Here is a 23267-nt window from a genome sequence, read left to right on the forward strand (position 1 = left end):
AAGCGGAGTAAGCTGCAGCCATTCCCCCTTGCCCGACATCGACCTTACTTGAGGAGCGCACCATGACCCAGCCCGACATCACGCCCGCCCACGCCATGCTGGCCGAGATCTGGAGTGCCCTGAGCGGGCCGGCGGCCGCGCTGGAGACCGTCACCTTCAGTGGTGAGGGTGCCTTGCCCTCGGTCTTTGCCACCAGCGACCTGGCCCAGGCCTCGGTGGCGGCGTCCGGGATGGCGGTGGCGCAGTGGATCCACAGCGGGGGCGCGCCGCTGCCGCCGGTGCAATGCGATCGTCGCCTGGCCTCGCTATGGTTTTCTTCTTCGCTCAGGCCCCAGGGCTGGCAGGCGCCTTCGCTGTGGGATTCGGTCGCCGGTGATTATCGTGGAGGCGATGGCTGGATACGCCTGCATACCAATGCCGCCCACCACCGCGCGGCCGCCCTCGGGGTTCTGGGGCTGGACCCGCAGCAGGCTGATCGCCAGGGGGTCGCCCGCGAGGTGGCGCGCTGGCGCTGCGCGGAGCTGGAGGCGGCGGTGGTCGGCAATGGCGGCTGTGCCGCCGAAATGCGCAGCCAGGCCCAGTGGACCGCGCATCCGCAAGGCATGGCGGTGGCCGGCGAACCGCTGGTGGCGAGCCAACTGGTCGACGCCGGTCCGGCAGCGCCGCGCCGCATTGACCCGTCCCGGCCCCTGGCGGGCGTGCGCGTGCTGGACCTGACGCGGGTTCTGGCCGGACCGACCGCCACACGCTGCCTGGCCGGCTTCGGTGCCGAGGTCCTGCGCATCGACCCGGCCCGCTGGAATGAACCCGGGGTGGTGCCGGAAATGACCCTCGGCAAGCGCTGCGCCCATCTGGAGCTGGACCAGCTCCAAGACCGCGCCACCCTGGAAACCCTGGTGACCCAGGCCGATGTGCTGGTGCACGGTTATCGCGCCGACGCCCTGGAACATCTGGGCCTGGGTGCGGCCCGCCGGCGCGCCTTGAATCCGGCACTGGTGGACGTGGCATTGGACGCCTATGGCTGGAGCGGGCCCTGGGCCGGCCGGCGCGGCTTCGACAGCCTGGTGCAGATGAGTTGCGGCATTGCCGATGCCGGCATGCGCCACCATGGCAGCGACAAGCCGGTTCCGCTACCGGTCCAGGCCCTTGATCACGCCACCGGCTATCTGTTGGCGGCGGCAGCCGTGCGCGGGCTCACGCTGCGCCAGACCAGCGGGCAGGGCAGCCAGTACCGTCTGTCGCTGGCACGCACGGCCCATCTGCTGGCCGCCTATCCGGTGACGCAGGCGCATTCCGGCTTCACTAGCGAAAGCACGGAGGATCTGGATGCGCACGTGGAACAGACCTTCTGGGGGCCGGCGCAACGGCTGCGCGCGCCCTTGCAGGTGGCTGGTGCGCCCATGCACTGGAGCCTGCCGGCCGGGCCTTTGCGCTCGGCGCCGGCACGCTGGGGCTGAGTACGGCGGCTTGAGGTAGGATGTGCATCCTTGTCATAGGAGACCCACCATGCCCTCGACCGCCCGCAAGCTGCTGACCCAGAACAAGGGACTGCTGGCCTTCATCGCCCTGATGGTGGTGTTTCGCAGTGCCATCGCGGACTACAACGTCGTCCCCAGCGGCTCCATGCTGCCCACCGTGATGGTGGGCGATCGCATCCTGGTCGACAAGCTGGCCTACGACCTGCGCCTGCCGCTGACCCATATCAGCCTGCTGCGCCTGGGCGAGCCGCAGCGCGGCGACATCGTCACCGTCGACTCGCGCCAGGCCGGAGAGCTGCTGCTCAAGCGCATCGTCGGCCTGCCCGGTGACGTGGTGGAGTTGCGGGACAACGTGCTCACCATCAATGGCCAGGCGGCCAGCTACGGCCAGGCCCAGGTCAGGCCGCTGGCCGGCGATGGGGTGGATGATGCGGTCTACCGCGACGAACGCATCGACGGCATGAACCATCTGGTACGCCTGTCGGAGTCGCATCCCAGCCTGCACAGCAGCTTCGGCCCGGTGGTGGTGCCGCCGGAGCATTACATGATGCTGGGTGACAATCGCGACAACAGCATGGATTCGCGCTATTTCGGCTTCTTCGCCCGCAGCGAGCTGATGGGACGCACCAGCCGCATCGCTTTTTCGCTGGATGCGGACAAGGGCTACCGGCCACGACTGGACCGGTTCGGGCGCCTGCTGGACCCGTCCGGGCCCATCAACTAGGCGCCGGTCCATTGTTGTTGTCGCAAAAATCTGCGTTTTTTTGCTGTCAATTGCTCAAGTTGTCCAAAAGCATGCCGTTACCAGTGTCGGAAAACATGCAATTGCCATCTGGAGCACATCATTTCTCTCACCTTCATCTCCGATCCGGCCACCGGTCGCCGCAGGAATGCCGTCAGTCATGACGCCATCCTCGATGCCACGTATGTGATGCTCGAGGAGATCGGCTTCGACAAGCTTTCCCTGGAGGGCGTGGCAGCACGCGCCGGCGTGGGCAAGGCCACCATCTATCGCTGGTGGCCCAACAAGAGCGCCCTGGCCATGGAAGCGCTGCTGCGCGCGGTGGAACCGATGCCGGCCATCGGCGACAGCGGTTCGGCGCGGGAAGATATCGGCTTGCATATGTTGCAACTGTCCCAACTGTTGCGTGGCAAGTCCGGTCGTGTGGTGCGCGAGATGATTGCCCTGGCCCAGTTCGATGAAGAGAGCAAGCGCATCTTCAATGACAACTACCTTGAGCCGCGTCGCCAGGCGCTGGTCAATGTCCTGCGCCGCGGCGCCCAACGCGGTGAGTTCAGGGATGATGCCGACCTGAACCTGGTCTTCGATCTGCTGTATGCCCCCTTGCTGCAGCGCCTCCTGACCGGCAGTGCCGACATCGATGAACGCCAGATCCAGTCCCAACTGAAGCTGGTCCTGGGCAGCATCGCGCTGTCCCAACCCTTTTTAGCGACTAGTAAAATTTCGAGCCAACAAGCGTAAATTTTGTTGAGCAGTAGATAATTTGCACCTAGAATCCGAGACGAAACGTATCGTATTGGTTCTGGGAAACTGACTTTTTGTCTTTTGGAACAGGAGTGCTGGCTGTTTTAAGGGGCGTTTTTTGCTAAAAAACGTCTCCAGCCTCCGACCTCTCCGCTTCCCTGCGCGAGGGGAATTCTCATGGGAAATGCGAGCCGCCATGGTGGGCGGTGGCCTGTTTCTTCCCTGGTGCCTGCCATGGTGGGCGTCTCCCTGACCTTTACGTTGATCCGGACTTACATCATCGACGGCTCCTTGTGAGCTGTCGGATAACGGTTGCCGTTCCGCAATTGGGCGCCTTCGGGCGGCGGTGCGGCGACCCAGGGGCAGACAAACATGCAAGTGCAAGGGGGAAATATGCACGGCAAAGCGATGCAGCAATGCACGGGCGCGGCCAGCTCGTGGCACCGCGAGGGACACTGCCGACGACAACGCCAGCTGCGGCGCTGTTGCCTGGCCGGCGTGGTAGCCATTCCGATGGTGCTGGGCTTTCTCTGGCTGCAGTTCGCAGCCGCGCGCAGCGGCAGCGAACTGTTCTACGCCGATCGGGTGTGCGATTGCCGTGAGGTACTGGCGCTGTGGGTCAGTGACTATGTGTGGACGCAGATGATCTGGTTGCCGGGCAATATGCTGTTCCTGCTGATCTGGATCGCGCTGGCGGTCAAGCTGTGGAGCGGCAAGCGGCGCATGTGCTGAAGGCAGCCCTTCTGGCTGCCTGTTCACCTTTTTCACCCTGTTCACTCTTCTCAACCATCGATATGCGCTACCAGCGGCAGGTGGTCCGAGGCCACCCGTGCCAGCGGCGTGCGATGTACGTTCACCTGCAGCAGGCGCTGGCGCGGGCTGATCCAGATACGATCCAGCGCGAACAGCGGCCAGCGTGAGGGAAAGGTCCGTGGCGCCGGTGCCGCCTCGAAATGCGACACCAGCCAGCGCAGCGTGCGTCCCCACATGAACCATTCGTTGACATCGCCCATCAGGATCACCGGCGCCTGATCGGTATCGAAAGCCTGGAGCAGGCGCTTGATCTGGTCACGCCGTTCAGCCGGCTTCAGGCCCAGATGGGTGGCGACGACCCGCAACATGTGGCCGTGGCAATCGATATCGGCATCCAGCGCGCCGCGCGGTTCCCGGCTGCCGAAGGAGAGGTCCAGGCTCTGCTTGGCCAGGATGGGATAACGGCTCAGCACCGCATTGCCATAGCGTCGTTGCGGGGTATCGATGGTTGCTCCTTCGACGGCGAAGAAACCGGTTTCCTCGCGCAGCAGCGCCAGCACATCCACCTGCTCCGTGCCGCCCAGCGGCACTTCCTGCAGGGCCAGCACGTCGGCATCGATTTCGCGCAGGACCTGGGCGATGCGCTGCGGCGAAAACACGCCATCCGTGCCGACCGCACCATGGACGTTGTAGGTGGCCACTGTCAGGGGCCAGGGGTTGAGATCGCGCAGCGGCACGTCGGCCGTGCGCACCAGTTCGGCGTCGGCGCTCGTCGCCGGCCCGTGCTGAACCTGGCGTGGGGACAGGGTTCCGCTATCCATCAAGCCTGGCGCGCCTCGATCGGATGCTCGGCACTCGCGCGTGGCAGACTGCCGTCGTGGCGCGAGGACTGGCCGTTGACCGCGCCCGGAGCAGCCGGTTGCCCACGCCTGCGGCCCGGCTTGTCAGCGTTCTTGCGGGCTTTCTGGTCGCGCGGCGTGAGCAGCTTTTGCAGACCGAACGCGGTCAGCATCAAGGCAGCAGTCACGCCCGCCAGCACCAGTACCGTCTGCAGGCTGGGATGGCGGATCGCTTCGGCCAGGTTATGCGAGAACACTACCGTCAATACGATACCGGGCACCATGCCGATCAAGGTGCCGAGCAGGTAATCGCGCAAGCCCAGATGGGAGGCCCCGGCTACCACATTGACCACCGTGAAGGGTGCAATCGGCAGCAGCCGCACCACCGCCATGGCCGCGATGCCGCGCTGGGCAAAGCGGCGGCTGAGATTGTTGATGCGCGGGCCCAGCATGTCGCGCAGGGCGTCATGGCCCAGCCAGTGACCCAGGCCGAAGCCGAGCAGGGCGCTCAGGCCCACCCCGGCCGTGGCGTACAGGCCACCATTGACCGGCCCGAAGACCACCCCCGCCACTGCGATCAGCACCGTGATCGGCACCATCAGCATCCCCGCCACCACGAAGGCGGCAATGACGATAGCCGGCGTAAAGGGCATCTTGTCGACGCTGCGTGCCAGGGCGATGAGCGAACTCAGGTTGATCCAGTCACGCAGCGGGGTAAAGCGCCAGGCCAGGGCAAACACCACCAGTGCGACCGCGAGAATGCCCAGTCCGATCATGCGGCGCGGCACCGGCTTGCGGGCACTGCGCGGGACATAGGCGTCGACGATTTCATCCGGGCTGATGGGACGCTCGGGATCGAAGACGGCATTGTCCTGGGTCAGCGCATCCAGTTCAGGGATCAGGCGCGGGTCCATCGGCCGCAGTTCACGTTGCTCGGGCTGGCGCAATTGTTCGATGGCCGCATGCAGGCCGGCCTGCTGGTCCATGGCCTGTTGCACGGCGGCCGGGCTCACGCCCAGGTGTTCGGCCAGCAGGCGATTGCGCATGAGCGCGATGGCCTCGGCAATCTCGCGCTGGCGCTGCGCATCGCCCTCGACTTCGATCGTGAGATTGCATTCGGTATCGAAGCCCATCGAACGGTTGCTCATATTCGCCGAGCCGACCGAGAACAGGCGGTCATCCATGGCGAAGACCTTGCTGTGTACGTTCAGGCAGCAGCTTTCTTCCAGCCCCGGCAAGTGCGGGCAATACATCTGGTAGCGTGCTTCGGCGGGCGGGTGCTGGTCCTGCAGCGCGTTCTTGAGCCGATGGTGGATGCGTGCGCGCAGGGCGCCCATGGTGGCCTGTTCCAGCCAGCCGCTCTGGGTCTGCGGGGAAATGACGGCCACTTCCGGGCCATCCCTTTCGCGCAGGCGGGCGCCGATGGCCTCGGCCAGCACGTTGGAAGTGAAATACTGGTTTTCGAAGAACAGATGCTGACGGGCGGTAGCAATCGCATCCAGATAGAGCTCCCGCACCTCGAACACGCCCGGTCGGTCTTCATAGGCCGGTTCGGTACGGGAGATGCCGATGCGCAGGTCGCGCAGATCCGGCTCGAAGCCATCGGGCCAGAGCTCGCTGGCAGATGCTTGCGATGACTCTAACCGGGGCGAGCGACCTTCAGCGCGTTCGGCATAGCCTGCCAGCGTCCAGCGGCGACGCGCCAGGTCGCCCAGGGCACGGGCTACATCGCCATCGACCATGGCCTGGACATCGTGGAAGGGGGCGTAGGGCTTGTCGTCCGGATCGCGCCGCAGCGGATTGTCGGGTGCATGTTCGGGGGTATCCCAGCGGCAGCGCGTCAGGTCCAGGCCGCCGACGAAGGCCAGCTGATCGTCGATGACCACGATCTTCTGGTGATGCGAAGCGCCCACCGGGTGGCGGGCGTCGGTGCGGAAATGCAGGCGCTTGTTGCGGGGGCGGCCGGGCTTCCTCGCCATCATCCATTCGCGCTCCAGCGCATAGAGCATGGCGTAGTCCCAGTTGAGCACACGGATGTGCAGCGCAGGTTGCCGCTCCACCAGCGCATGCAGCAGGTCACCCAGCTGCTCCGGCAAGCCGTCCTCACTGCCCTGCGGAACGAGCACAGTGCGGCTGTCCAGATCCCAACCCAGGATGTAGACGCTATGGCGCGCCTTGACCAGCGCACGCCGCAATGCGCTGAAATAGTCGGCTGCATCAATGAGCAGCTTGAAACGGTCGGCGTGCTCCAGCCGCCAGCAATTGCGGCCGGGCTGCAACAGGCCGGGAGTGGGATTGTCCTGCAGGGTGGGCGACGGCATGGGGGCCTCCGGGTGCGCGGTCTTGTTCTTGTGATTGGTATGGGTCTGGCTTGCCGCTCAAGGCTGGCCGACCGAGAGCGGATGCTCTTCGCTATCGGTCGAGGCTGGCTGCTTGCCGGCAGGCTCCTTGTCCTGGCGCTGGCCCGCCTGCCGATGCGGGGACTGCGGCTGCTGGGGCAGGGTGTGTGGCTTGCTCTTGTCCATGGCGCCTTCGCTGGCGCGGGTGGTGTCTTCGGGCAGGGGAATGGCTTGGCTCATGGGAGTCTCCTCATCATCGAATGCGATTGTTCATTTCACTGTGGTGGCTGGCCGTTGGAGGCGGTCAGGCCGCCATCCACGGGCATGTTCACGCCAGTCACGAAGGCCGCATCGGGACTGGCCAGGAAGGTGATCACGGCGGCGATTTCCTGCGCTTCGGCGCCGCGACCCAGGGGGATGCGCTCGGCAAACTTCGCCTGCAGGACCGGGTCGTCTTCCATATCGGCCGTCATCCCGGTGTGCGTGAAACTGGGACAGACCGAATTGACGCGCACGCCCTTGCGGCCGAAGTCCATGGCCATGGCGCGGGTCAGGTTCACCACGGCGCCCTTGGAGGTGTTGTAGGCCGACAGATTCCAGTCCGCCCCCAGGCCCGAAACCGAGGCCACGTTGACGATGCAGCCGCGCGTCTTCTGCAGGTGCGGCATGGCTTCACGGGCGCCATAGAACACGCCGTTCACATTGGTGGCCTGGACGCGGTGCCAGTCTTCCGGGCTGACTTCGGTGACGTTGCCTTCGGCAAAGATGCCGGCATCGCTGACCAGTACGTCCAGGCGGCCGAAGCGCTCGATGGCGAAGTCCACCATCTCGCGCACGTCTTCATGACGGGAGACGTCGGTTTCACGCGCCGCCGTGCGCTCCGACGGCAGCGAGTCGAATACCTTGGTCAGCGCCGCCGCATTGCGGTCGGCCAGCAGTACCCGTGCGCCTTCTTCGGAAAACCGGCGGGCGGTGGCTTCGCCGATGCCGGAGGCGGCACCGGTCACGATGACGACCTTGTCCTTGAAACGTTGCAGATGAGAGGGGTTCAGTGGATGCATGGAGACTCCTTTACCGAAAATAGTGGGCAGCGCGATGGTGGATGCGGCCAAGCAATGCCAATGCCCCACGATAGGCCCTGGCGCGCCATCGGCACATCGGACAGCTCCCCAAGCTGATGTAGGAAGACGCTGTCGCCGCAACGGCGGAAATGACGCCAGTCCCATATCCTTGTCCCGCCTCAAATGCGAGCCCTTTCATGTGCCGCATGTCGCGGATTTATTGTCACGTAGCAGTAATACTTCAGTGCAACAATGCGCCCCGCATCCAGACCGACTGCTCATTCGTTCATCTTCCAGGGAGGAATGTGAAACAAATGACAACACCGGTTCACCGCCATCACAAGGGGAATTCCATGACCATCCGCATGCGTATCACGCTACTGGTGATACTTACCTTCGTCGCCATTGCCGGCATCGGTGGCTACGCGATGTACCAGTCGCGCAGCAGCGCCGTCGAGGTCCGTTCCGTCACCGAAGGCGTGATGCCCAGCGTGCTGGCATCGGCTGACCTGATGGGGCAGTTGAAGGACGTACAGCTGGCGGCCATGGTGATGGTCACCGAGAGTGACAACCAGCTGGTGGCGCAGGAAAACGACAAGCTGGTCGAAAAGAAGGCCGTGCTCGAACAGGCCCTGGCCGCCCAGGCCAAGCAGGCTGAAGGCGTAGCCCAGCGCGGTCTGATCGAGCAGGCCAGGGAAAGCCTGGACAACTACTTCGGCGCCATCGACACCACCGCCAAGTTCAAGCTGGCCGGCAAGAACGAGATCGCCCAGGCGCAGTTCTTCGGTGGCGTGATGCAGTACCAGAGCGAACTGGAAGGCATCGTCAACACCCTGCGCATCGAGAAGAACCGCTTCAAGGACAATGCCATCGCCTCGCTCAACGGCAAGCTGGCCCAGACCACCACCACCATCAGCGTGGTCACGGTGGTGGCGGTGCTGCTGCTGGGGGGCATCGGTTTCCTGCTGTATCGCCAGATCACCGGCCCCATCAGCCGCATGGCGGCGATGATGGGCGAGATCGCCACCAGCCAGGATTTCACCCGCCGCCTGCCGGTGCAGCGCATGGATGAGGTGGGCCATTCCATCGTCGCCTTCAACGGCATGGTGGAGAAGATCGAAGAAGCCTCGGCCCAGGTGCGCCAGAAGACCGCCGACATGCAGGCCATGCTGCAGAACATCCCGCAGGGCATCCTCACCATCGTCGATGGCAACCGCGTCCACCCGGAGTACTCGGCCTTCCTCGAGACCGTCTTCGAGACCACCGACATCGCCGGCCGCGACGTGATGGAACTGGTCTTTGCCAACGCCAACCTGGGCGCCGATACGCTGTCGCAGATCGAAGCCATCGGCGGCGCCTGCATCGGCGAAGACGTCATGAACTTCGAGTTCAACGAACACCTGATGGTGGGCGAGATCGAAAAGACCATGGCCGACGGCAGCAAGAAGATCCTGGACCTGTCCTGGTCGCCCATCACCGACGAGAGCGATACGGTGATCCGCCTGATGCTGTGCGTACGTGACGTGACCGAGCTGCGCCAACTGGCGGCGGAAGCCAACGAACAGAAGCGCGAACTGGAAATGATCGGTGAAATCCTGGCCGTGGCCGCGCCCAAGTTCGCCGAGTTCATCGGTAGCGCGCGCCGCTTCCTGGACGAGAACGAGCAGATCGTGCACCAAAACCCGGAGGCGACCGCCTTCGCCATCGCCAAGCTGTTCCGCAACATGCACACCATCAAGGGCAATGGTCGCACCTATGGTCTGCTGCACCTGGCCAACGTGGTACACCACGCCGAACAGCACTACGACGACCTGCGCCATGCAGCCAGCGGCGCCGTGTGGAGCCAGCAGGAACTGTTGCAGCAACTGGCGCAGGTGCGTGAATGCATCGACCGCTACGCCCGCATCAACGACGTGACCCTGGGCCGCGGGACCAGCCCCGCCAGGGGTGGCGAACAGGTCCTGCCGGGGTATGAACGCCAGGTGCTGACCATCGACCGCAAGCACATCCAGGAAAGCCTGCAGCGTCTGGAAAACGTCAATACCGCCAATCTGCATGAACTGGTGGCCGTGCGCAACGACGTGCGTCGCACCCTGCGTCTGCTGGGCACCGAGACCATCGCCGACGTGCTGGCCCCGATCACCGATTCGCTGCCGGCGCTGGCGGCCGATCTGGACAAGGCGGCCCCGGTCGTGGACATCGAGGACAACGGTTACGTGGTCCATAGTTTTGCCGCGCCGCTGCTGCAGAACGTGTTCATGCACCTGATCCGCAATGCCATGGATCATGGCCTGGAAGGGCGCCAGGAACGGGCCGCCAAGGGCAAGCCCGAGACCGGCACCATCAAGCTGGAGACGGGCGTGATGGATGACATGTTCCAGTTGGCCCTGTCCGACGACGGCCGTGGCCTGGCGCTGGAAAAGGTGCGTCAGATCGGCATCGAAAAGCAGCTCATCAGCGTGGACCAGGCCCTGTCGGACGCCGAGATCGCCCGCCTGATCCTGCAACCGGGCTTCTCCACCCGCAGCGAAGTGACTGATGTCTCCGGTCGTGGCGTAGGCATGGATGCGGTGCTGGACTTCGTCACCCGTGAACATGGGCAGATCGATATCCGCTTCGCCGATACCAACGAGGGCGCCGCCTTCCGACCCTTCCAGATCATCGTGATGCTGCCCGAGAGCGTGGCGGTGGAAGTCGATGGCATCGACGTGCCTTACCCGATGGCTGGCCAGGAGGCGGCAGTGTCGGTGGCGTTGCCAGCTGAGGTCGGCAATCCCCAGGTGGCCTGAAGACAGACGGCATCGGGCACCCAAGCAAGAGAAGCAAACGCGGAAGCTAAAACGGATGAGCATGTTCAATTCGATCCTCCTGATGGCGCTGGGCGCCGCCCTGGCCGGCCTGCCGATGACCTGGTTGTGGCTGCGACAGAAGCGTCGCGCCGGGCAACTGTTCGATGCCGGCCAGCTGGAGCAGGCCCGCGACCAGGCGCTGGCGACGCTGGCGCAGCAACAACTGGAGTGGGCCACGCATCAACAGCAGCTGGAGCAGGGGCAACTGGCCGCCGAACGCCACATGACCGAGATGCGTCACGAGAGCGAGGCCATGCTGGCCCGCCTCAATAGCCAGCAAAGTGACAGCCTCTCGCGCGTGATGCAGAACTGCGACGCCTCCCAGGACACCATCGGCAAGCTGCTGGGCCTGGTGCGGACCTTCGAGCGCTGGCACGACGACATGAACGAACTCATCACCCACAACCGCGACATGCATCGCATGAACGACGAGTTCGCCCTGATCGTGAACCAGGTCATCATCGTGGCCCTGAACGCCTCCATCGAGGCCGCCCGTGCCGGCGTGCACGGGCGCGGCTTCGCCGTGGTGGCGCAGGAGGTGCGCGACCTGGCGCAACGGGCCGAGAAACTCTCCAAGAGCTACCGCGCCAACCTGTACCAGAACGACCTGATCACCACCACCACCTTCCAGGACCTGCAGGCCGGCGGCAAGATGATCATGGGTGCCGTCATCGGCCTGGACCTGATCAACAAGAAGACCAGGGAAACCCTGGCCGAGGCGGCATGAGCGCCAACGACATGGACGAGCTGCAGGCCGTGGCCCAGAGCCTCGCCGACGAGCGCATCAGTGCCAGCGCACGCGATGGCTTCGACACCCTGTTGCAGCAAGCCCTGCGCGGCAGCCTGGTCCCGTCCGGCGCCGACGCGGTGATCACCGCCGTCGAGGTGGACGATCTGGCGGAAAAGAAGATGGTGGTGCTCACCATTTCCTCCTACCTGTTCCGCCTGATGGTGATGTTCCATTTCACGCTGGATGCCGCCACCAAGGAGCACTTTGCGCGGCTCACCGGTGCTAGCGCGGCTGAGGTGGGCGCAGGAGGAGCAGGGGGCGCGGAGGGTGAGCAAGCCTTCATGGACGCGCTGGCAGAGTGCGGCAACCTGTGCTGTGGCATCTTCAATCGCGAACTGGGGCGCTTCTTCCCACACCTGGGCATGTCCACGCCCAATGTCATCGACACCCAGTGCGTGCACTACCTGCAAAAACTCAGGCATGCCCATGTGCGCCACTTCGCCATCGACCTGGCGGAGTCGCCCCGGCTGCATGTGTCGCTGTGCGTATCGGCCTATGACCGGCTGGACTTTGCCGTGTCGGCTGAAGAGCAGGCAGACACCACTGGCGAGCTCGAGCTGTTCTAGACCTCCATCAACGATCCGGGGAACTCATTCCATCATGCAAGCCCGCGCCAGCCTCGATAACACCATCACCAGCAAGGTCCTGGTCCTGGACCGTGACGCCGACTGCTACGACACCATCAAGTCCTTTTGCGAACGGCATCAGCTGGTCGGCCTGAAGGCCCATGAAGAACACGTCATGGCGGTCTTGCGCAGCAACGTCGACCTGGGCGGCATCATGCTCTCGGAGAGCCTGGCCGGTCTGAGCGAGGGCGGTCGTGGCCTGGCCCGCCGCATCCGCGAGGTGCGTCCGGAGTTGCCCCTCTTCCTGCGCCGCCGCCGTGAAAGCGCCGAGGCGCCACTGGCCGAACGCGACAGTGAACTCTTCAGCGCCGTCTACCGCATCGATGACATCGACGCCCTGGCGCCGGCCGTGGCGGCCTCCATCTTCAGCCAGCGCTACCCCAATGCCCTGGTGCGCGGTATCGCTGAAATCAGCCGCATGGTGCTGGAGAGCCAGTTCCCGGGCATGCAGGTGGAGATCGACCAGCCCTATCTGGTACGTGACCGCATCATCTTCGGTGAAGTGTTCACCCTGATCCCGCTGGAGAGCAACTGGTGCCGTGGCTACATGATGCTGCAGGCCGAGCAGAAGACCCTGCAGGCGCTGGCACCGGAAGCGGCTGATGATTTTCGTCATCTCAACAATGCCCTGGGCGAACTGACCAACCTGATCTGGGGCTGGTTCAAGAACCGCTTCATCAACCAGAGTCAGCCCATCCAGCAGTTGAGCCAGGTGCCGATCATCATCAACCACCAGCATCGCTATATCTCCTTCGGCTCTGACGACGCGCAACTGTGCTTCAAGTACGTGCTGCGCCGGGACGACGGCGTGCCGCTGGTGCTGCTGCAGCGCTTCATCTTCAACCTGTCCTGGTCGCCCGAGGATTTTCGCGAGAACCAGACCTCGGTGGAGGAACTGTTCGAATCGGGCGAGCTGGAACTGTTCTGAGCTGGCTGCCCACGACGAAGATTGCGCCCCTCATCCCCTCATTGAAACAACCCTAGTGAAAGAGAATTCAACATGGCACAAATCCTGGTAGTGGACGATTCGAGCACCGTGCGCGCCGAAGTCGGCGACTTCCTCAAGAAGAACGGCCTGGACGTAGCGCTGGCCGTGGACGGCCGCGACGGCCTGAACAAGCTCAAGGGCGACCCGGCCATCAAGCTGGTGGTGTCCGACGTGAACATGCCCAACATGGACGGCCTGACCATGGCCGAGAAGATCCGCAGCGAACTGGGCAATGCCAGCGTGAACATCATCATGCTCACCACCGAGAACTCGCCCATCATGAAGGAGCGTGGCAAGGCCGCCGGCATCAAGGGCTGGATCGTCAAACCCTTCAAGGGGGAGGCGGTGCTGCCGACCTTCAAGAAGCTGGTGGGGGCATAAGTTTGTTCCTGCATCGCTGAAGTCCCCTGCGAGTCACCACTGACAATTCGGCCTGCAATGCAGGCCGAATTGTTTTTATTAGACCCGGTTCCGATTAAATATAGCTACAAATAATGCTTGTCGAAGAAGATTATATGTAGCTACAATAATTGATGGAAATCCTGTTCGATCCCCATAAAGACGCCATCAACAACCACAAACATGGCGTTTCGCTCGCAGAAGCCGCGGCTATCGAATGGGAGAGCGCCTTGATCACGCTTGATGACAGAATTGACTACGGCGAACAGCGGGAAATCGCGATCGCCTACATCGGTCTGCGACTTCATGTGGTGGTCTATGTGCAACGCGCGTTTGCCAGAAGGATCATCAGTCTGCGCAAAGCGAACAAAAGGGAGATTGATCGATATGCCGAAGCTTAAACAGGGAACCATCCTGCCCACCCCCACGGAAGACGCGCAGATTACCGCTGCGGCGCTGTCCGATCCCGATGCACAGCCATTGAGTCCCGCCCAACTGGCTGCGTTGCGGCCTGCACGGGGACGCGGCAGGCCGGCAGGTAGCGGCTCCAAGGTGCAGGTCACAATGCGTTTCGATGTCGATATCGTCGAAGCCTTCAAGCGCGGCGGCGACGGTTGGCAAAGCCGCATGAACGGTGCCTTGCGTGAATGGCTGACACAACACCAATAACCATGGACGGTGATTGATGGCGCGACTGCGTCTGCCTTCACTGCTCGTGTAGCTTCACCGCTCTTCCAGCACCAGCTCAAAGCAGATCAGCACCGGATTGCAGCCCCGCGCCAGCACCCCTTCGCAGACCTGGCCTTGCGGATTGACGAGGCCGATATCCAGGCGGCCGATGCCGTCCCGGACTTCCCCGGCACGGATCAGGATTTCCGTGGCACGGTCATCCAGCACGCGGCCGTCCTCGAACTCGGCGCCGATGATGCTCCCCACGCTACCGCGCACGATGGCGTTGCGCATGTCGTGGGCGGCGCAGGCCTGCTCGACGGCCAGGGTCAGATCCTGGTCGGGCCGGATGCGGGCCAGCACCACGCGCTTGCCGGTGGCGACGACGGCCTGGTCCGATAGGCGGGTGGGGTAGAAGAGGGTGAAATTGGTTTCCGGATCGTAGCGCGTGGCCATGGTGGCGTCGTGCAAACCCCAGGCCTGGGCCGGTGCGGCTTGGCCGACGATGGTCTTTTCCATCATCAGGTGGCCGCCCTGGCGCTGGCCGTCGCGACCGCGCCAGATGGCGTGGCAATGCACGAAGGGCTCGCCGTCCTTGCGCCCATAGGTGGCACAGGCGTATTCGATGACGGTGCCTTCTTCCATCGCATGTGGCGCGCTGTAGAAGGCGGCATGCTGGTCGTCCACCGCCAGCGCGGGCATGAGGAAATGCAGCGCGGCGATCTTCAGATTGGAAAAGCGCACGGTACCGCCATCGAGCCCGGCGCGGGAGAGCGGGATGCTGATCGCGTCGCGCAGGCTCAGACCTGCTTCCAGGGTGAAATCAAGCTGCATGGCCTGGCCTTCCAGGCTGACGATGCGTTCGGGTTCAGGCGGGCCGGGATGGCGGACGGTACGGGCGAAGGCTTGCGGGGTGGGCATGCGGTCTCCTGGGTAAGGTGTCAGGGTGCGGCTTTGGTGGGCCGTCGGATCGCCGGTTCGTAGGCGGCTGGTGTGGTGAATTATCCTGCGTTCCGCGTGGGATTGCTGGTGAATGTTTTTAACCGGAAGGTGTTTCACCGGGCGGGATGTTCAATTGCTCTGCAGTGGAAGTGACGAGAATTTCTTCCTGAAGTTAGCTTTATCTGCCCAGAAGTCGCAGCGCGGCTATATTTGGCCTTGATGAGACAACTCTCCAGAACATGACGAGGCGAGATGAAGGCCGCTAACAACACTCAAATGATCCGGACTCCACGTTACGGCGGGCAGGGTAATCGGATTCCCAATGAAGTAGTGGGTGCGACCATGGACGGCTTGACGCCGATACAGGCATGGCGCGAGCATCTGGGACTGACACAGGCGGTCGTCGCGCAACGCCTCGGGATTAGCCAAACGGTCTATGCAAAATATGAGAAGAGCCTGAGGCCGAGAACATCTACGATTTCAAGGATTGCGGCGGCCTTGGGTATCACGAAGGAGCAATTGCACTTCTAATCCGCAGTTGCAGCTGTGCCTTGACGTCTCCTTCTTCTGCTTGCTAGTCTCCCTCATCCCATCAAAAAAATATGGGATCGAGTTTGGCGACTCGAATACACCTTGCGCGGACGTCCGCTTCTTTTTGGCGGCTTTTTTGCGTCCGATGCCTTAGCACGTCCTGACCATGGCGGGCCTTGGCAGGGATACCTTCGGGTATGCCGGCGGCGCGGGTGTGCCGGTTCGCCAACCTTGTCTTGTGCCCGCCACCTCCATTTGGCGATGGAGCGGCGGGTGATACCCGTCACCCCAGGAGGCAATATGTTTGATCCTCAATCGCCCGCGTTATCGCATCCCCCCTCATTCCAGCCATTTTCCTGGCACAAAGCCGAAGTTCCACCGTCCCGCAAGAAGGTTCTTGCAGAATATGCTCAGGATGTCGGCACAGGTCTTGCCACGCTGCTGTCCCTGATCGAATTCAGCGAAATCGAGGCAGTCGATGAGCGTCCGCTATTGTCCGAAGTGGACAGGGGGACTCTGCTGCGACTGGCGATCACTGCCAGCAAAATGCTGGCCAGGGTCGCCGAAGAAGATATCGACGTGGCCAATACGGTGAAGCCGCTGTAACGCTACATCAAAGGGGGCAGCACTCCGTTGCCCCCTCACCCATACTTGTGCTGCGGTCTCGCTGATCAGCCGTCGTTTCCGCTCGGATCAGCCGATTTCTTCGCCTTGTAGGCGCTGACTTCACCGATTTTCAATCCCTTGGGCAGCAAACCATGCTTGGCCCAGCCCACCCGTTGCGCGTGGTAGATGCCGGTATGGCCGGAAAACAGGTAAGCGACCACACAGGCCAGCGCAGCAAATGGGCCGATTTCCGGGCCGAACAATTCAATGGCCATGACGGTGGAGGCAATCGGCGTATTGGCGGCACCCGCGAAGACGGCCACGAAGCCGATGCCGGCCAGCATCGAGAAGGGCAGGTGCAGCAGCGGTGCCAGGGCATTGCCGAGTGTCGCGCCGATGTAGAACAGCGGCGTGACCTCGCCACCCTTGAAGCCGGTTCCCAGCGAGGTGACGGTAAAGACCATCTTGCCCAGGAAATCCCAGGGCGCCAGTGGCTGCTGGAAGGCTTCCACGATGACCGGAATGCCCAGGCCGATGTAACGATCGGTGCCGATGGCCCACACCCCGACCGCCACGACCAACCCACCGATGAAGGGGCGCAGCGGTGCATAGGCAATACGGCTTTTCATGAAGGCCGACAAGCGATGCGTGCTGTTGGCAAAGATCATCCCGATCAGGCCGAACACCACGCCAGCGGCGATCACGGCGGCCACGCTCCACAAGGCGACGGGGGCGCTGCCGCTCATGAGGTAGTGGGTGTGATGCACGCCCCAGGCCAGCCCGACCTGGTCGGCGGCGATGGCGGCGATGAAGCAGGGCAGGATGGCGTCATAACGCATGCGGCCGATGGCCAGCACTTCCAGCCCGAAGATGGCGCCGGCCATCGGGGTGCCGAAGACGGAAGCGAAGCCGGCGCTGATGCCGGCCATGAGCAGGATACGGCGATCTTCGGTGCGCAGGCGCAGCAGGTGGGTGAGCTGGTCGGCCAGCGCGCCGCCCATCTGCACGGCGGTCCCTTCGCGTCCGACGGAGGCGCCGAAGAGGTGCGACATCACGGTGCCGAACAGCACCAGTGGCGCCATGCGCAGGGGGATCACCTTCTTGGGGTCGTGGATTTCATCGATGAGCAGGTTGTTGCCGGCTTCGACCGGCTTGCCGGTGTGCAGATAGAGCCAGCCGACGATAAAACCACCGAGCGGCAGCAGCCAGATGATCCAGGGATGGCCCTGGCGCCATTGCGTGGCGTACTCCAGCGCAAACAGGAAGAAGGCGGAGGCCGAGCCTGCCAGTACGGCGATCAGGCAGCCGATCGCGCACCATTTGGCGATATAGGGCAGCAGGTAGAGCTGTTCGGGATATTTGTAATGTTTCATGTTGCCAGGATTATAGTGAACCAGCCTGGAAACACGGAGCACAGGAAGCGCATGAAAGATGAAGACGCGCGCCTACAGCCCTGGGTCGCCAGGTCACTGTAGGCATCATCAGCCCCCAACATGAAGTTGGTGGCGGTTTGAGGAGGAATGCCATCTCCTTGACCTGCATAGTAGCAAGTTTGGTCTATGGCGACAACGGAATGTCCGCAATGCTTGCATCAATTCAATATTTCAACAATAATTGAAATATTGAATTATGAAGGATTCTTCATGGAAGCCAAACAAGTGGTCGCGGCCATGGCGGCGCTGGCGCAGGATTCCCGCTTGGCGATCTTTCGTCATCTGGTGCAGACCGGTCCGCAGAGCTGTGCAGCGAGCAAGATTTCGGAGGCGTTGGGTATTGCGCCTTCCTCGCTATCGTTCCACCTGAAGGAGCTCAGTCACGCGGGGTTGATCGATGCCCGCCAGGACGGGCGATTTGTGTTCTATAGCGCCAATTTCGGCGCGATGAACGAGCTGCTGGCATTCCTGACGGAAAACTGCTGTGGCGGTGAATCATGCGGCCCCGCCAGCGCCTGTGTTCCGGCTTCGTCCGCTTCCGATGGAGCGGACTGATGGCGGCCTTGCTCATCTTTCTCGCGACATTGGCACTGGTGATCTGGCAACCCCGAGGGCTGGGGATAGGCTGGAGCGCTTGCGCCGGGGCGCTGGTGGCCCTACTGGCTGGCGTCATTCATCCGGGGGATATCCCGGTGGTGTGGCACATCGTCTGGAACGCGACCGCGACCTTCATTGCCATCATCGTCATCAGTCTTTTGCTGGACCGGGCGGGCAGCTTTGCATGGGCGGCCCTGCATGTGGCGCGCTGGGGCGGGGGACGTGGCGGGCGCTTGTTCGTGCTGCTGGTCCTCTTCGGGGCGGTGGTCTCGGCCGTCTTTGCCAACGATGGCGCGGCACTCATCCTCACGCCCATTGTGATTGCCATGCTGCAGGCATTGCGCGTTACGCCCGCTGCGACGCTGGCATTCGTGATGGCGGCGGGTTTCATCGCAGATACGGCCAGTCTGCCGCTGGTGGTGTCCAATTTGGTCAACATCGTGTCGGCGGACTATTTCCGGCTGGGATTTGCACGCTATGCCAGCGTGATGGTACCGGTCAATCTGGCGGCGGTGGCGGCTTCCCTGCTGGTGCTGTATGTCTTCTTCCGGCGCGATATACCGGCGCGATACCCCGTGCAGCAGTTGCTGCTGCCCAGCCAGGCGCTACGCGATCGGGCTACCTTCGTTGCCGGTTGGTGGGTGCTGGGCCTGCTGCTGGCGGGCTTCTTCTGGCTGGAACGGCTGGGGGTGCCGGTCAGCGCAGTGGCTGCGGTGGGGGCGCTGATCCTCTTGCTGGTGGCGGCCCGGGGTCGGGTCATCGCCGTCGGAGAGGTGCTCAGGGAAGCGCCGTGGCAGATCGTTTTCTTTTCGCTGGGGATGTATCTGGTGGTATACGGCCTGCGCAATGCGGGTCTCACGGGGCAATTGACGCAACTGCTGGACGCCATGGCCGGGCAAGGGGTATGGATGGCGGCGTTGGGTACCGGGCTACTGAGCGCGCTGCTGTCTTCGGTCATGAACAATATGCCTACCGTGCTGGTGGGCGCGCTATCGATCGATGCTTCCGTGGCGCAGGGCACGGTGCGCGAAGCGATGGTCTATGCCAACGTCATCGGCTGTGACCTGGGCCCCAAGATCACGCCGATCGGCAGTCTTGCGACGCTGTTGTGGCTGCACGTCCTGGAGCGCAAGGGCGTGGTCATCTCCTGGGGCTATTACTTCCGGGTAGGTGCTCTGCTGACGCTGCCCGTGCTGTTTGTGACACTGGCGGCGCTGGCGCTGCGGCTGCAGTGAGCCGGATTGGCGGTGAACCAGATTTTGTTATTTCGGAGAGAAACATCATGACCATCATCTATCACAACCCTGCCTGCGGCACGTCGCGCAACACACTGGCGATGATTCGCAACACCGGGGAGGAGCCCACGATCATCGAGTATCTGCTGCAGCCGCCGGAGCGGGAGCCACTTAAGCGGCTGATCCATGACGCCGGTCTGACTGTACGCGGGGCCATTCGGCAGAAAGGTACGCCCTATCTGGAGCTGGGGCTGGATGATCCGGCCCTGAGCGATGCGCTGTTGCTGGAGGCCATGCTGGAGCATCCCATCCTGATCAATCGCCCTTTCGTAGTCGGTGCCAAGGGGACTCGCCTGTGCCGGCCGTCTGAGCGGGTATTGGAAATACTGGACAAGCCGCAATTGAGCCCCTTCACCAAGGAGGATGGCGAAGTGGTGATTGCTGCCGACAGCCAGGGTGGCCTGGGTACGGCCTGACTGGCGCATGGCGCGGCCGGCGCCTTATAGCGGGTTCGGCACCAGTTCCGGGATGCCGACCACCACCGTCCACGGTTGCACCTGCCAGCGCGTGACCAGGCCCTGGGTGACATAGGGATCGGCGGCGGCGAATTTTTCGGCATGTCCGGCTGCACCCTGGAACAGCAACAGGCCGCTGGACGGGGGATTGCCGACGGCGCCTCCGGCCAGCATTTCGCCGCGGGCTACGGCTTGCCGGCATAGCTCCAGGTGGGCGGGGCGCAGGGCGGTACGGCGTTCCAGGTAGTCGCCGACGAATTCATAGCTGAGCAGGTAAAGCATGACGGGGGCTCCGGTGTGCGTGCAAATGGTGAAAAGGTGGATAGCATCGCTGAAGAATACTGCACCTGGCAAACACCTAAACTGCAGGAACGTATCGGCGAATTGCCCTTCAAACGGCTGACCACCGCGACCAGTGCGGTCGTGGCCATGACCAATAACAGGGGAGCACCGGTGAAAACCTTTCATTGCGACAATTGTGGAATGCAGGTCTTTTTTGAGAACACGGTCTGCGGGAATTGCGGCTGGATGCTGGGTTATCAGCCACAATTGCAGGCCATTGCCAGCTTTTCGCCGGTGGAGCCGGCGCCATCGGTGGATGGTGGAGTGGCGCCCGAGGCAATGGCTGAACCTGGCCCCGGCCGTTGGCGCAGTGTCAGGCCGGAGAACGAAGGACGGGTTTTCAAGCAGTGCCTGAACTACTGGCATGAAAATATCTGCAACTGGATGCTGGACGAGCGCGAGCCCCATGAGCTGTGCGCCTCATGCCGCCTGACGCGGGTGATTCCCAATCTGGAGGAGGGCAACAACCGCGTGCTCTGGAGCCGGCTGGAAACGGCCAAGCGGCGCCTCCTGCATTCGCTCTGGACCTTGCAGTTGCAGCCGGTGCCGAAGAGGGAGGATGAAGAGGCCGGGTTGGCCTTTGAGTTCATGCAGGACTTGCCGCATGGTGAACGGGTACTGACAGGGCATGCCGATGGCGTCATCACCATCAACATTGCCGAGGCCGATCCCGCCTATCGGGAGCAGGCGCGGGAACAGATGGCCGAGCCCTACCGTACGCTGCTGGGGCATTTCCGGCACGAGAGTGGGCACTATTATTTCGACCGGCTGGTCGCGCCGACCGAGTGGCTGGCGCCGTTCCGGGAATTGTTCGGCGATGAGCGGCAGGACTACGGCCAGGCCTTGAAAACGCATTACGACAATGGGCCGCGCGCGGACTGGGATCAATATTTCGTCAGCGCCTATGCCAGCAGCCATCCCTGGGAAGACTGGGCCGAGACCTGGGCGCACTACCTGCATATGTTCGATACCCTGGAGACGGCCTATGCCTGCGGCGTGCAGCTGCGGCCGCGTCATGAGGGCGAGCAGAAACTGGTCATCAAGGCGCCACCGGTGGCAGCGGGCTCATTCGACGAGCTGGCGCGGGAGTGGTTTGCGTTGACCTATGTGCTCAACAGCCTGAACCGAAGCATCGGGATGCCGGATTCCTATCCCTTCACCTTGACGACACCGGTGCTGGAAAAGTTGCGCTTCGTTCATGAGGTCGTCAATGGGAAGCGTAAGGCAGGCATGGCTGCGGTGCAGATGCAGGAGCAGGCGGCCTAGCGCACCGCTATGCGCCCTCGGGCGCAGCCCATAAAAAAACCCGGAAGCTGCTTCCGGGTTTTTCTTTGGGCTGGCCGCAGGAGCGACCTTGCCTTCAGCCTCAGTCGTCCCTTGCCTCGAGTGCGCGGTTCAGGCTCAGCGCAGCCAGCGAACCCACGGCGCCGGAGAGCAGGTAGAAGCTCACGTAGGCCATGCCAAAGTGGGCCGACAATCCCAGCGCCACCAGCGGTGCGAAACCTGCGCCGACCAGCCAGGCGAGGTCCGAGGTCAGGGCCGCGCCGGTGTAGCGATAGCGGGCCTTGAAGTTGGCTGTCACGGCGCCGGCAGCCTGGCCGTAGGACAAGCCCAGCAGGGCGAAGCCGATCAGGATGAAGGTGTTCTGGCCCGATTCGCCGCCATTCATCAGGGTCGGGACGAAGGCAGAGAGGATGGCGATCAGCAGGGCCATGGAGCCCAGCGTGTTGCGGCGGCCGAAGCGGTCCGCGACCAGACCGGAGACCACGATGCCCACCGCCATGATGAGGCCGCCCCAGATCTGGATGACCAGGAAGTCTGCGGCTTCACGCAGCGAGTACAGCTTGATCCATGACAGCGGGAACACCGTCACCAGGTGGAACAGGGCATAGCTGGCCAGCGCGGCCAGGGCGCCGATGATGATGTTGCGGCCCTGGGTGGTGGCCAGCTCGACTACGCCGGCCGGTTCCAGCTCGCGTTCATCAAGCAGCTTGGCGTATTCTGGCGTCGAGACCAGGCGCAGGCGCGAGAACAGGGCCACCACGTTGATGGCAAAGGCGACGTAGAACGGATAACGCCAGCCCCATTCAAGGAAATCGGCCGTGGTCAGGCTGGACAGCATGTAGGCAAACAGGCTGGCCGCCACCACGAAGCCCAGCGGCGCACCCAACTGGCCCAGTGCGGCGTACCAGCCACGCTTGTGCTCCGGAGCGTTCATCGCCAGCAACGAAGGCAGGCCATCCCACGCACCACCTAACGCCAGGCCTTGACCAACTCGTAAAAGCGAGAGCAAGATGATCGCCCAGACGCCAATGTGATCAAAAGTTGGTAACAAGGCAATGCCCGCAGTCGAAAAGCCGAGCATGAACAACGCCAGCGTCAGTTTCACCTCTCGGCCGTAGTGCTTTTGAATCGCCATGAAGATCGTGGTCCCGATGGGGCGGGCCAGGAAGGCGAAGGAGAAGATCACGAAGGAGTAGAGCGTGCCTTCCAGTTTCGGATCGTTGGGGAAGAACAGGGTCGGGAACACCAGCACCGAAGCCAGCGCATAGACAAAGAAATCGAAGTATTCGGACGCTCGTCCGATGACCACGCCGACGGCGATTTCACCGGGTTCGATCTTGCCGTGGTCGTGGGAAGTGGAGGGTTGGTCCGATTGCGGTCTGAATTCACCCGAACCTTGACTGTTGTGGATGCTGGTGCTTGCCATGGCTTTGTCTCCCACTGTTAGAGGTTTAGTCGCAGTACGTACTACTAGAACTCATTTCATAGCTGGGCAGAACCCGCAG

25 protein-coding genes and 1 riboswitch are annotated in these 23267 nt (G+C 63.0%); of the genes, 17 read left to right on the plus strand and 8 right to left on the minus strand.

What is annotated here, in order from left to right:
* Positions 1-62 precede the first annotated feature (62 nt).
* The 4 genes from I5R65_RS00630 to I5R65_RS24205 all read left to right on the plus strand — a co-directional run bounded on the left by I5R65_RS00630 (position 63) and on the right by I5R65_RS24205 (position 3696).
* Positions 63-1457, plus strand: a complete 1395-nt coding sequence (locus I5R65_RS00630) for a CoA transferase (protein WP_196871819.1) — start codon at positions 63-65, stop codon at positions 1455-1457.
* A 49-nt stretch (positions 1458-1506) separates the two neighbouring features.
* Positions 1507-2202, plus strand: a complete 696-nt coding sequence (gene lepB / locus I5R65_RS00635) for a signal peptidase I (protein ID WP_196871820.1) — start codon at positions 1507-1509, stop codon at positions 2200-2202.
* 186 nt (positions 2203-2388) lie between these two features.
* On the plus strand, positions 2389-2961 hold the full coding sequence (locus tag I5R65_RS00640; RefSeq protein WP_370546052.1) for a TetR/AcrR family transcriptional regulator: 573 nt from the start codon (positions 2389-2391) through the stop codon (positions 2959-2961).
* 396 nt (positions 2962-3357) lie between these two features.
* Positions 3358-3696 carry a hypothetical protein gene (locus I5R65_RS24205; RefSeq protein ID WP_231395019.1) on the plus strand — a complete coding sequence of 113 codons (339 nt, stop codon included), beginning with the start codon at positions 3358-3360 and terminating at the stop codon, positions 3694-3696.
* Between the two features lie 50 nt (positions 3697-3746).
* On the opposite strand, the gene I5R65_RS00650 is transcribed toward I5R65_RS24205, so the two are convergent.
* From I5R65_RS00650 to I5R65_RS00665, 4 genes are read right to left on the minus strand one after another with little or no spacing between them, the layout of a single operon-like run.
* Positions 3747-4538 (minus strand): endonuclease/exonuclease/phosphatase family protein, encoded by a 792-nt coding sequence (locus I5R65_RS00650; protein WP_196871821.1) that lies wholly within the window; start codon positions 4536-4538, stop codon positions 3747-3749.
* Positions 4538-6877, minus strand: a complete 2340-nt coding sequence (locus I5R65_RS00655; protein ID WP_196871822.1) for a VTT domain-containing protein — start codon at positions 6875-6877, stop codon at positions 4538-4540. The genes I5R65_RS00650 and I5R65_RS00655 overlap by 1 nt, the downstream gene beginning before the upstream one ends.
* Positions 6878-6934: 57 nt before the next feature.
* Entirely contained in the window at positions 6935-7135 is a 201-nt protein-coding gene (locus I5R65_RS00660) for a hypothetical protein (protein ID WP_196871823.1), read from the minus strand.
* A gap of 35 nt (positions 7136-7170) precedes the next feature.
* Entirely contained in the window at positions 7171-7956 is a 786-nt protein-coding gene (locus tag I5R65_RS00665; protein WP_196871824.1) for an SDR family NAD(P)-dependent oxidoreductase, read from the minus strand.
* A gap of 353 nt (positions 7957-8309) precedes the next feature.
* Between I5R65_RS00665 and I5R65_RS00670 the strand changes: the two genes are divergently transcribed.
* From I5R65_RS00670 to I5R65_RS00700, 7 genes are all read left to right on the plus strand, one after another.
* On the plus strand, positions 8310-10745 hold the full coding sequence (locus I5R65_RS00670; protein WP_196871825.1) for an ATP-binding protein: 2436 nt from the start codon (positions 8310-8312) through the stop codon (positions 10743-10745).
* 61 nt (positions 10746-10806) lie between these two features.
* Positions 10807-11532 (plus strand): methyl-accepting chemotaxis protein, encoded by a 726-nt coding sequence (locus tag I5R65_RS24455; RefSeq protein WP_196871826.1) that lies wholly within the window; start codon positions 10807-10809, stop codon positions 11530-11532.
* Positions 11529-12161 (plus strand): hypothetical protein, encoded by a 633-nt coding sequence (locus tag I5R65_RS00680; RefSeq protein WP_196871827.1) that lies wholly within the window; start codon positions 11529-11531, stop codon positions 12159-12161. Before I5R65_RS24455 ends, I5R65_RS00680 begins: the two co-directional genes overlap by 4 nt.
* 34 nt (positions 12162-12195) lie before the next feature.
* Positions 12196-13149 (plus strand): chemotaxis protein CheX, encoded by a 954-nt coding sequence (locus I5R65_RS00685; RefSeq protein ID WP_196871828.1) that lies wholly within the window; start codon positions 12196-12198, stop codon positions 13147-13149.
* A 72-nt stretch (positions 13150-13221) separates the two neighbouring features.
* Positions 13222-13590, plus strand: a complete 369-nt coding sequence (locus I5R65_RS00690; RefSeq protein ID WP_006462277.1) for a response regulator — start codon at positions 13222-13224, stop codon at positions 13588-13590.
* A gap of 152 nt (positions 13591-13742) precedes the next feature.
* Positions 13743-14009 carry a BrnT family toxin gene (locus I5R65_RS00695; protein WP_196871829.1) on the plus strand — a complete coding sequence of 89 codons (267 nt, stop codon included), beginning with the start codon at positions 13743-13745 and terminating at the stop codon, positions 14007-14009.
* Positions 13996-14277, plus strand: a complete 282-nt coding sequence (locus tag I5R65_RS00700) for a BrnA antitoxin family protein (RefSeq protein ID WP_196871830.1) — start codon at positions 13996-13998, stop codon at positions 14275-14277. The genes I5R65_RS00695 and I5R65_RS00700 overlap by 14 nt, the downstream gene beginning before the upstream one ends.
* 54 nt (positions 14278-14331) lie before the next feature.
* Here the strand turns inward: I5R65_RS00700 and I5R65_RS00705 are convergent, their stop codons facing one another.
* A complete protein-coding gene (locus I5R65_RS00705; RefSeq protein ID WP_196871831.1) occupies positions 14332-15198 on the minus strand; it encodes a DUF296 domain-containing protein in 867 nt (288 codons plus the stop codon).
* Positions 15199-15471: 273 nt separating this feature from the next.
* Here I5R65_RS00705 and I5R65_RS00710 point away from each other — a divergent pair, with 273 nt between their 5' ends.
* Together I5R65_RS00710 and I5R65_RS00715 are read left to right on the plus strand one after the other, a co-directional pair.
* Complete coding sequence (locus I5R65_RS00710; protein ID WP_196871832.1) at positions 15472-15750, plus strand: helix-turn-helix domain-containing protein; 279 nt, start codon at positions 15472-15474, stop codon at positions 15748-15750.
* Positions 15751-16050: 300 nt separating this feature from the next.
* On the plus strand, positions 16051-16356 hold the full coding sequence (locus tag I5R65_RS00715; RefSeq protein WP_196871833.1) for a hypothetical protein: 306 nt from the start codon (positions 16051-16053) through the stop codon (positions 16354-16356).
* 65 nt (positions 16357-16421) lie between these two features.
* On the opposite strand, the gene I5R65_RS00720 is transcribed toward I5R65_RS00715, so the two are convergent.
* Positions 16422-17729, minus strand: coding sequence for a voltage-gated chloride channel family protein (locus tag I5R65_RS00720; RefSeq protein WP_196871834.1), 1308 nt, complete (start codon positions 17727-17729; stop codon positions 16422-16424).
* 92 nt (positions 17730-17821) lie between these two features.
* Positions 17822-17896: riboswitch (Fluoride riboswitch) on the minus strand.
* Positions 17897-17999: 103 nt separating this feature from the next.
* Between I5R65_RS00720 and I5R65_RS00725 the strand changes: the two genes are divergently transcribed.
* From I5R65_RS00725 to arsC, 3 genes are read left to right on the plus strand one after another with little or no spacing between them, the layout of a single operon-like run.
* A complete protein-coding gene (locus I5R65_RS00725; protein WP_196871835.1) occupies positions 18000-18344 on the plus strand; it encodes a helix-turn-helix transcriptional regulator in 345 nt (114 codons plus the stop codon).
* Positions 18341-19621 carry an arsenic transporter gene (locus I5R65_RS00730; protein ID WP_196872130.1) on the plus strand — a complete coding sequence of 427 codons (1281 nt, stop codon included), beginning with the start codon at positions 18341-18343 and terminating at the stop codon, positions 19619-19621. Before I5R65_RS00725 ends, I5R65_RS00730 begins: the two co-directional genes overlap by 4 nt.
* Before the next feature lie 47 nt (positions 19622-19668).
* Complete coding sequence (arsC, locus tag I5R65_RS00735; RefSeq protein ID WP_196871836.1) at positions 19669-20097, plus strand: arsenate reductase (glutaredoxin); 429 nt, start codon at positions 19669-19671, stop codon at positions 20095-20097.
* 24 nt (positions 20098-20121) lie between these two features.
* On the opposite strand, the gene I5R65_RS00740 is transcribed toward arsC, so the two are convergent.
* Entirely contained in the window at positions 20122-20418 is a 297-nt protein-coding gene (locus tag I5R65_RS00740) for a YciI-like protein (RefSeq protein WP_196871837.1), read from the minus strand.
* A 171-nt stretch (positions 20419-20589) separates the two neighbouring features.
* Between I5R65_RS00740 and I5R65_RS00745 the strand changes: the two genes are divergently transcribed.
* Positions 20590-21744: a putative zinc-binding metallopeptidase gene (locus I5R65_RS00745; protein WP_196872131.1), complete on the plus strand. Its 1155-nt coding sequence runs from the start codon at positions 20590-20592 to the stop codon at positions 21742-21744.
* Between the two features lie 100 nt (positions 21745-21844).
* Here the strand turns inward: I5R65_RS00745 and I5R65_RS00750 are convergent, their stop codons facing one another.
* On the minus strand, positions 21845-23188 hold the full coding sequence (locus I5R65_RS00750) for an MFS transporter (protein ID WP_196871838.1): 1344 nt from the start codon (positions 23186-23188) through the stop codon (positions 21845-21847).
* Between the last annotated feature and the right edge of the window lie 79 nt (positions 23189-23267).

It is taken from the genome of Herbaspirillum sp. AP02 (assembly GCF_015767275.1).
Classification (GTDB): Bacteria; Pseudomonadota; Gammaproteobacteria; order Burkholderiales; family Burkholderiaceae_D; genus Herbaspirillum.

Excerpts from the sequence above, each read along its gene's own strand:
- I5R65_RS00630 (WP_196871819.1), top strand. The coding sequence starts at position 63 with ATGACCCAGCCCGACATCACGCCCGCCCACGCCATGCTGGCCGAGATC.
- lepB (WP_196871820.1), top strand. The coding sequence starts at position 1,507 with ATGCCCTCGACCGCCCGCAAGCTGCTGACCCAGAACAAGGGACTGCTG.
- I5R65_RS24205 (WP_231395019.1), top strand. The coding sequence starts at position 3,358 with ATGCACGGCAAAGCGATGCAGCAATGCACGGGCGCGGCCAGCTCGTGG.
- I5R65_RS00650 (WP_196871821.1), bottom strand. The coding sequence starts at position 4,538 with ATGGATAGCGGAACCCTGTCCCCACGCCAGGTTCAGCACGGGCCGGCG.
- I5R65_RS00655 (WP_196871822.1), bottom strand. The coding sequence starts at position 6,877 with ATGCCGTCGCCCACCCTGCAGGACAATCCCACTCCCGGCCTGTTGCAG.
- I5R65_RS00660 (WP_196871823.1), bottom strand. The coding sequence starts at position 7,135 with ATGAGCCAAGCCATTCCCCTGCCCGAAGACACCACCCGCGCCAGCGAA.
- I5R65_RS00665 (WP_196871824.1), bottom strand. The coding sequence starts at position 7,956 with ATGCATCCACTGAACCCCTCTCATCTGCAACGTTTCAAGGACAAGGTC.
- I5R65_RS00670 (WP_196871825.1), top strand. The coding sequence starts at position 8,310 with ATGACCATCCGCATGCGTATCACGCTACTGGTGATACTTACCTTCGTC.
- I5R65_RS24455 (WP_196871826.1), top strand. The coding sequence starts at position 10,807 with ATGTTCAATTCGATCCTCCTGATGGCGCTGGGCGCCGCCCTGGCCGGC.
- I5R65_RS00680 (WP_196871827.1), top strand. The coding sequence starts at position 11,529 with ATGAGCGCCAACGACATGGACGAGCTGCAGGCCGTGGCCCAGAGCCTC.
- I5R65_RS00685 (WP_196871828.1), top strand. The coding sequence starts at position 12,196 with ATGCAAGCCCGCGCCAGCCTCGATAACACCATCACCAGCAAGGTCCTG.
- I5R65_RS00690 (WP_006462277.1), top strand. The coding sequence starts at position 13,222 with ATGGCACAAATCCTGGTAGTGGACGATTCGAGCACCGTGCGCGCCGAA.
- I5R65_RS00695 (WP_196871829.1), top strand. The coding sequence starts at position 13,743 with ATGGAAATCCTGTTCGATCCCCATAAAGACGCCATCAACAACCACAAA.
- I5R65_RS00700 (WP_196871830.1), top strand. The coding sequence starts at position 13,996 with ATGCCGAAGCTTAAACAGGGAACCATCCTGCCCACCCCCACGGAAGAC.
- I5R65_RS00705 (WP_196871831.1), bottom strand. The coding sequence starts at position 15,198 with ATGCCCACCCCGCAAGCCTTCGCCCGTACCGTCCGCCATCCCGGCCCG.
- I5R65_RS00710 (WP_196871832.1), top strand. The coding sequence starts at position 15,472 with ATGAAGGCCGCTAACAACACTCAAATGATCCGGACTCCACGTTACGGC.
- I5R65_RS00715 (WP_196871833.1), top strand. The coding sequence starts at position 16,051 with ATGTTTGATCCTCAATCGCCCGCGTTATCGCATCCCCCCTCATTCCAG.
- I5R65_RS00720 (WP_196871834.1), bottom strand. The coding sequence starts at position 17,729 with ATGAAACATTACAAATATCCCGAACAGCTCTACCTGCTGCCCTATATC.
- I5R65_RS00725 (WP_196871835.1), top strand. The coding sequence starts at position 18,000 with ATGGAAGCCAAACAAGTGGTCGCGGCCATGGCGGCGCTGGCGCAGGAT.
- arsC (WP_196871836.1), top strand. The coding sequence starts at position 19,669 with ATGACCATCATCTATCACAACCCTGCCTGCGGCACGTCGCGCAACACA.
- I5R65_RS00740 (WP_196871837.1), bottom strand. The coding sequence starts at position 20,418 with ATGCTTTACCTGCTCAGCTATGAATTCGTCGGCGACTACCTGGAACGC.
- I5R65_RS00750 (WP_196871838.1), bottom strand. The coding sequence starts at position 23,188 with ATGGCAAGCACCAGCATCCACAACAGTCAAGGTTCGGGTGAATTCAGA.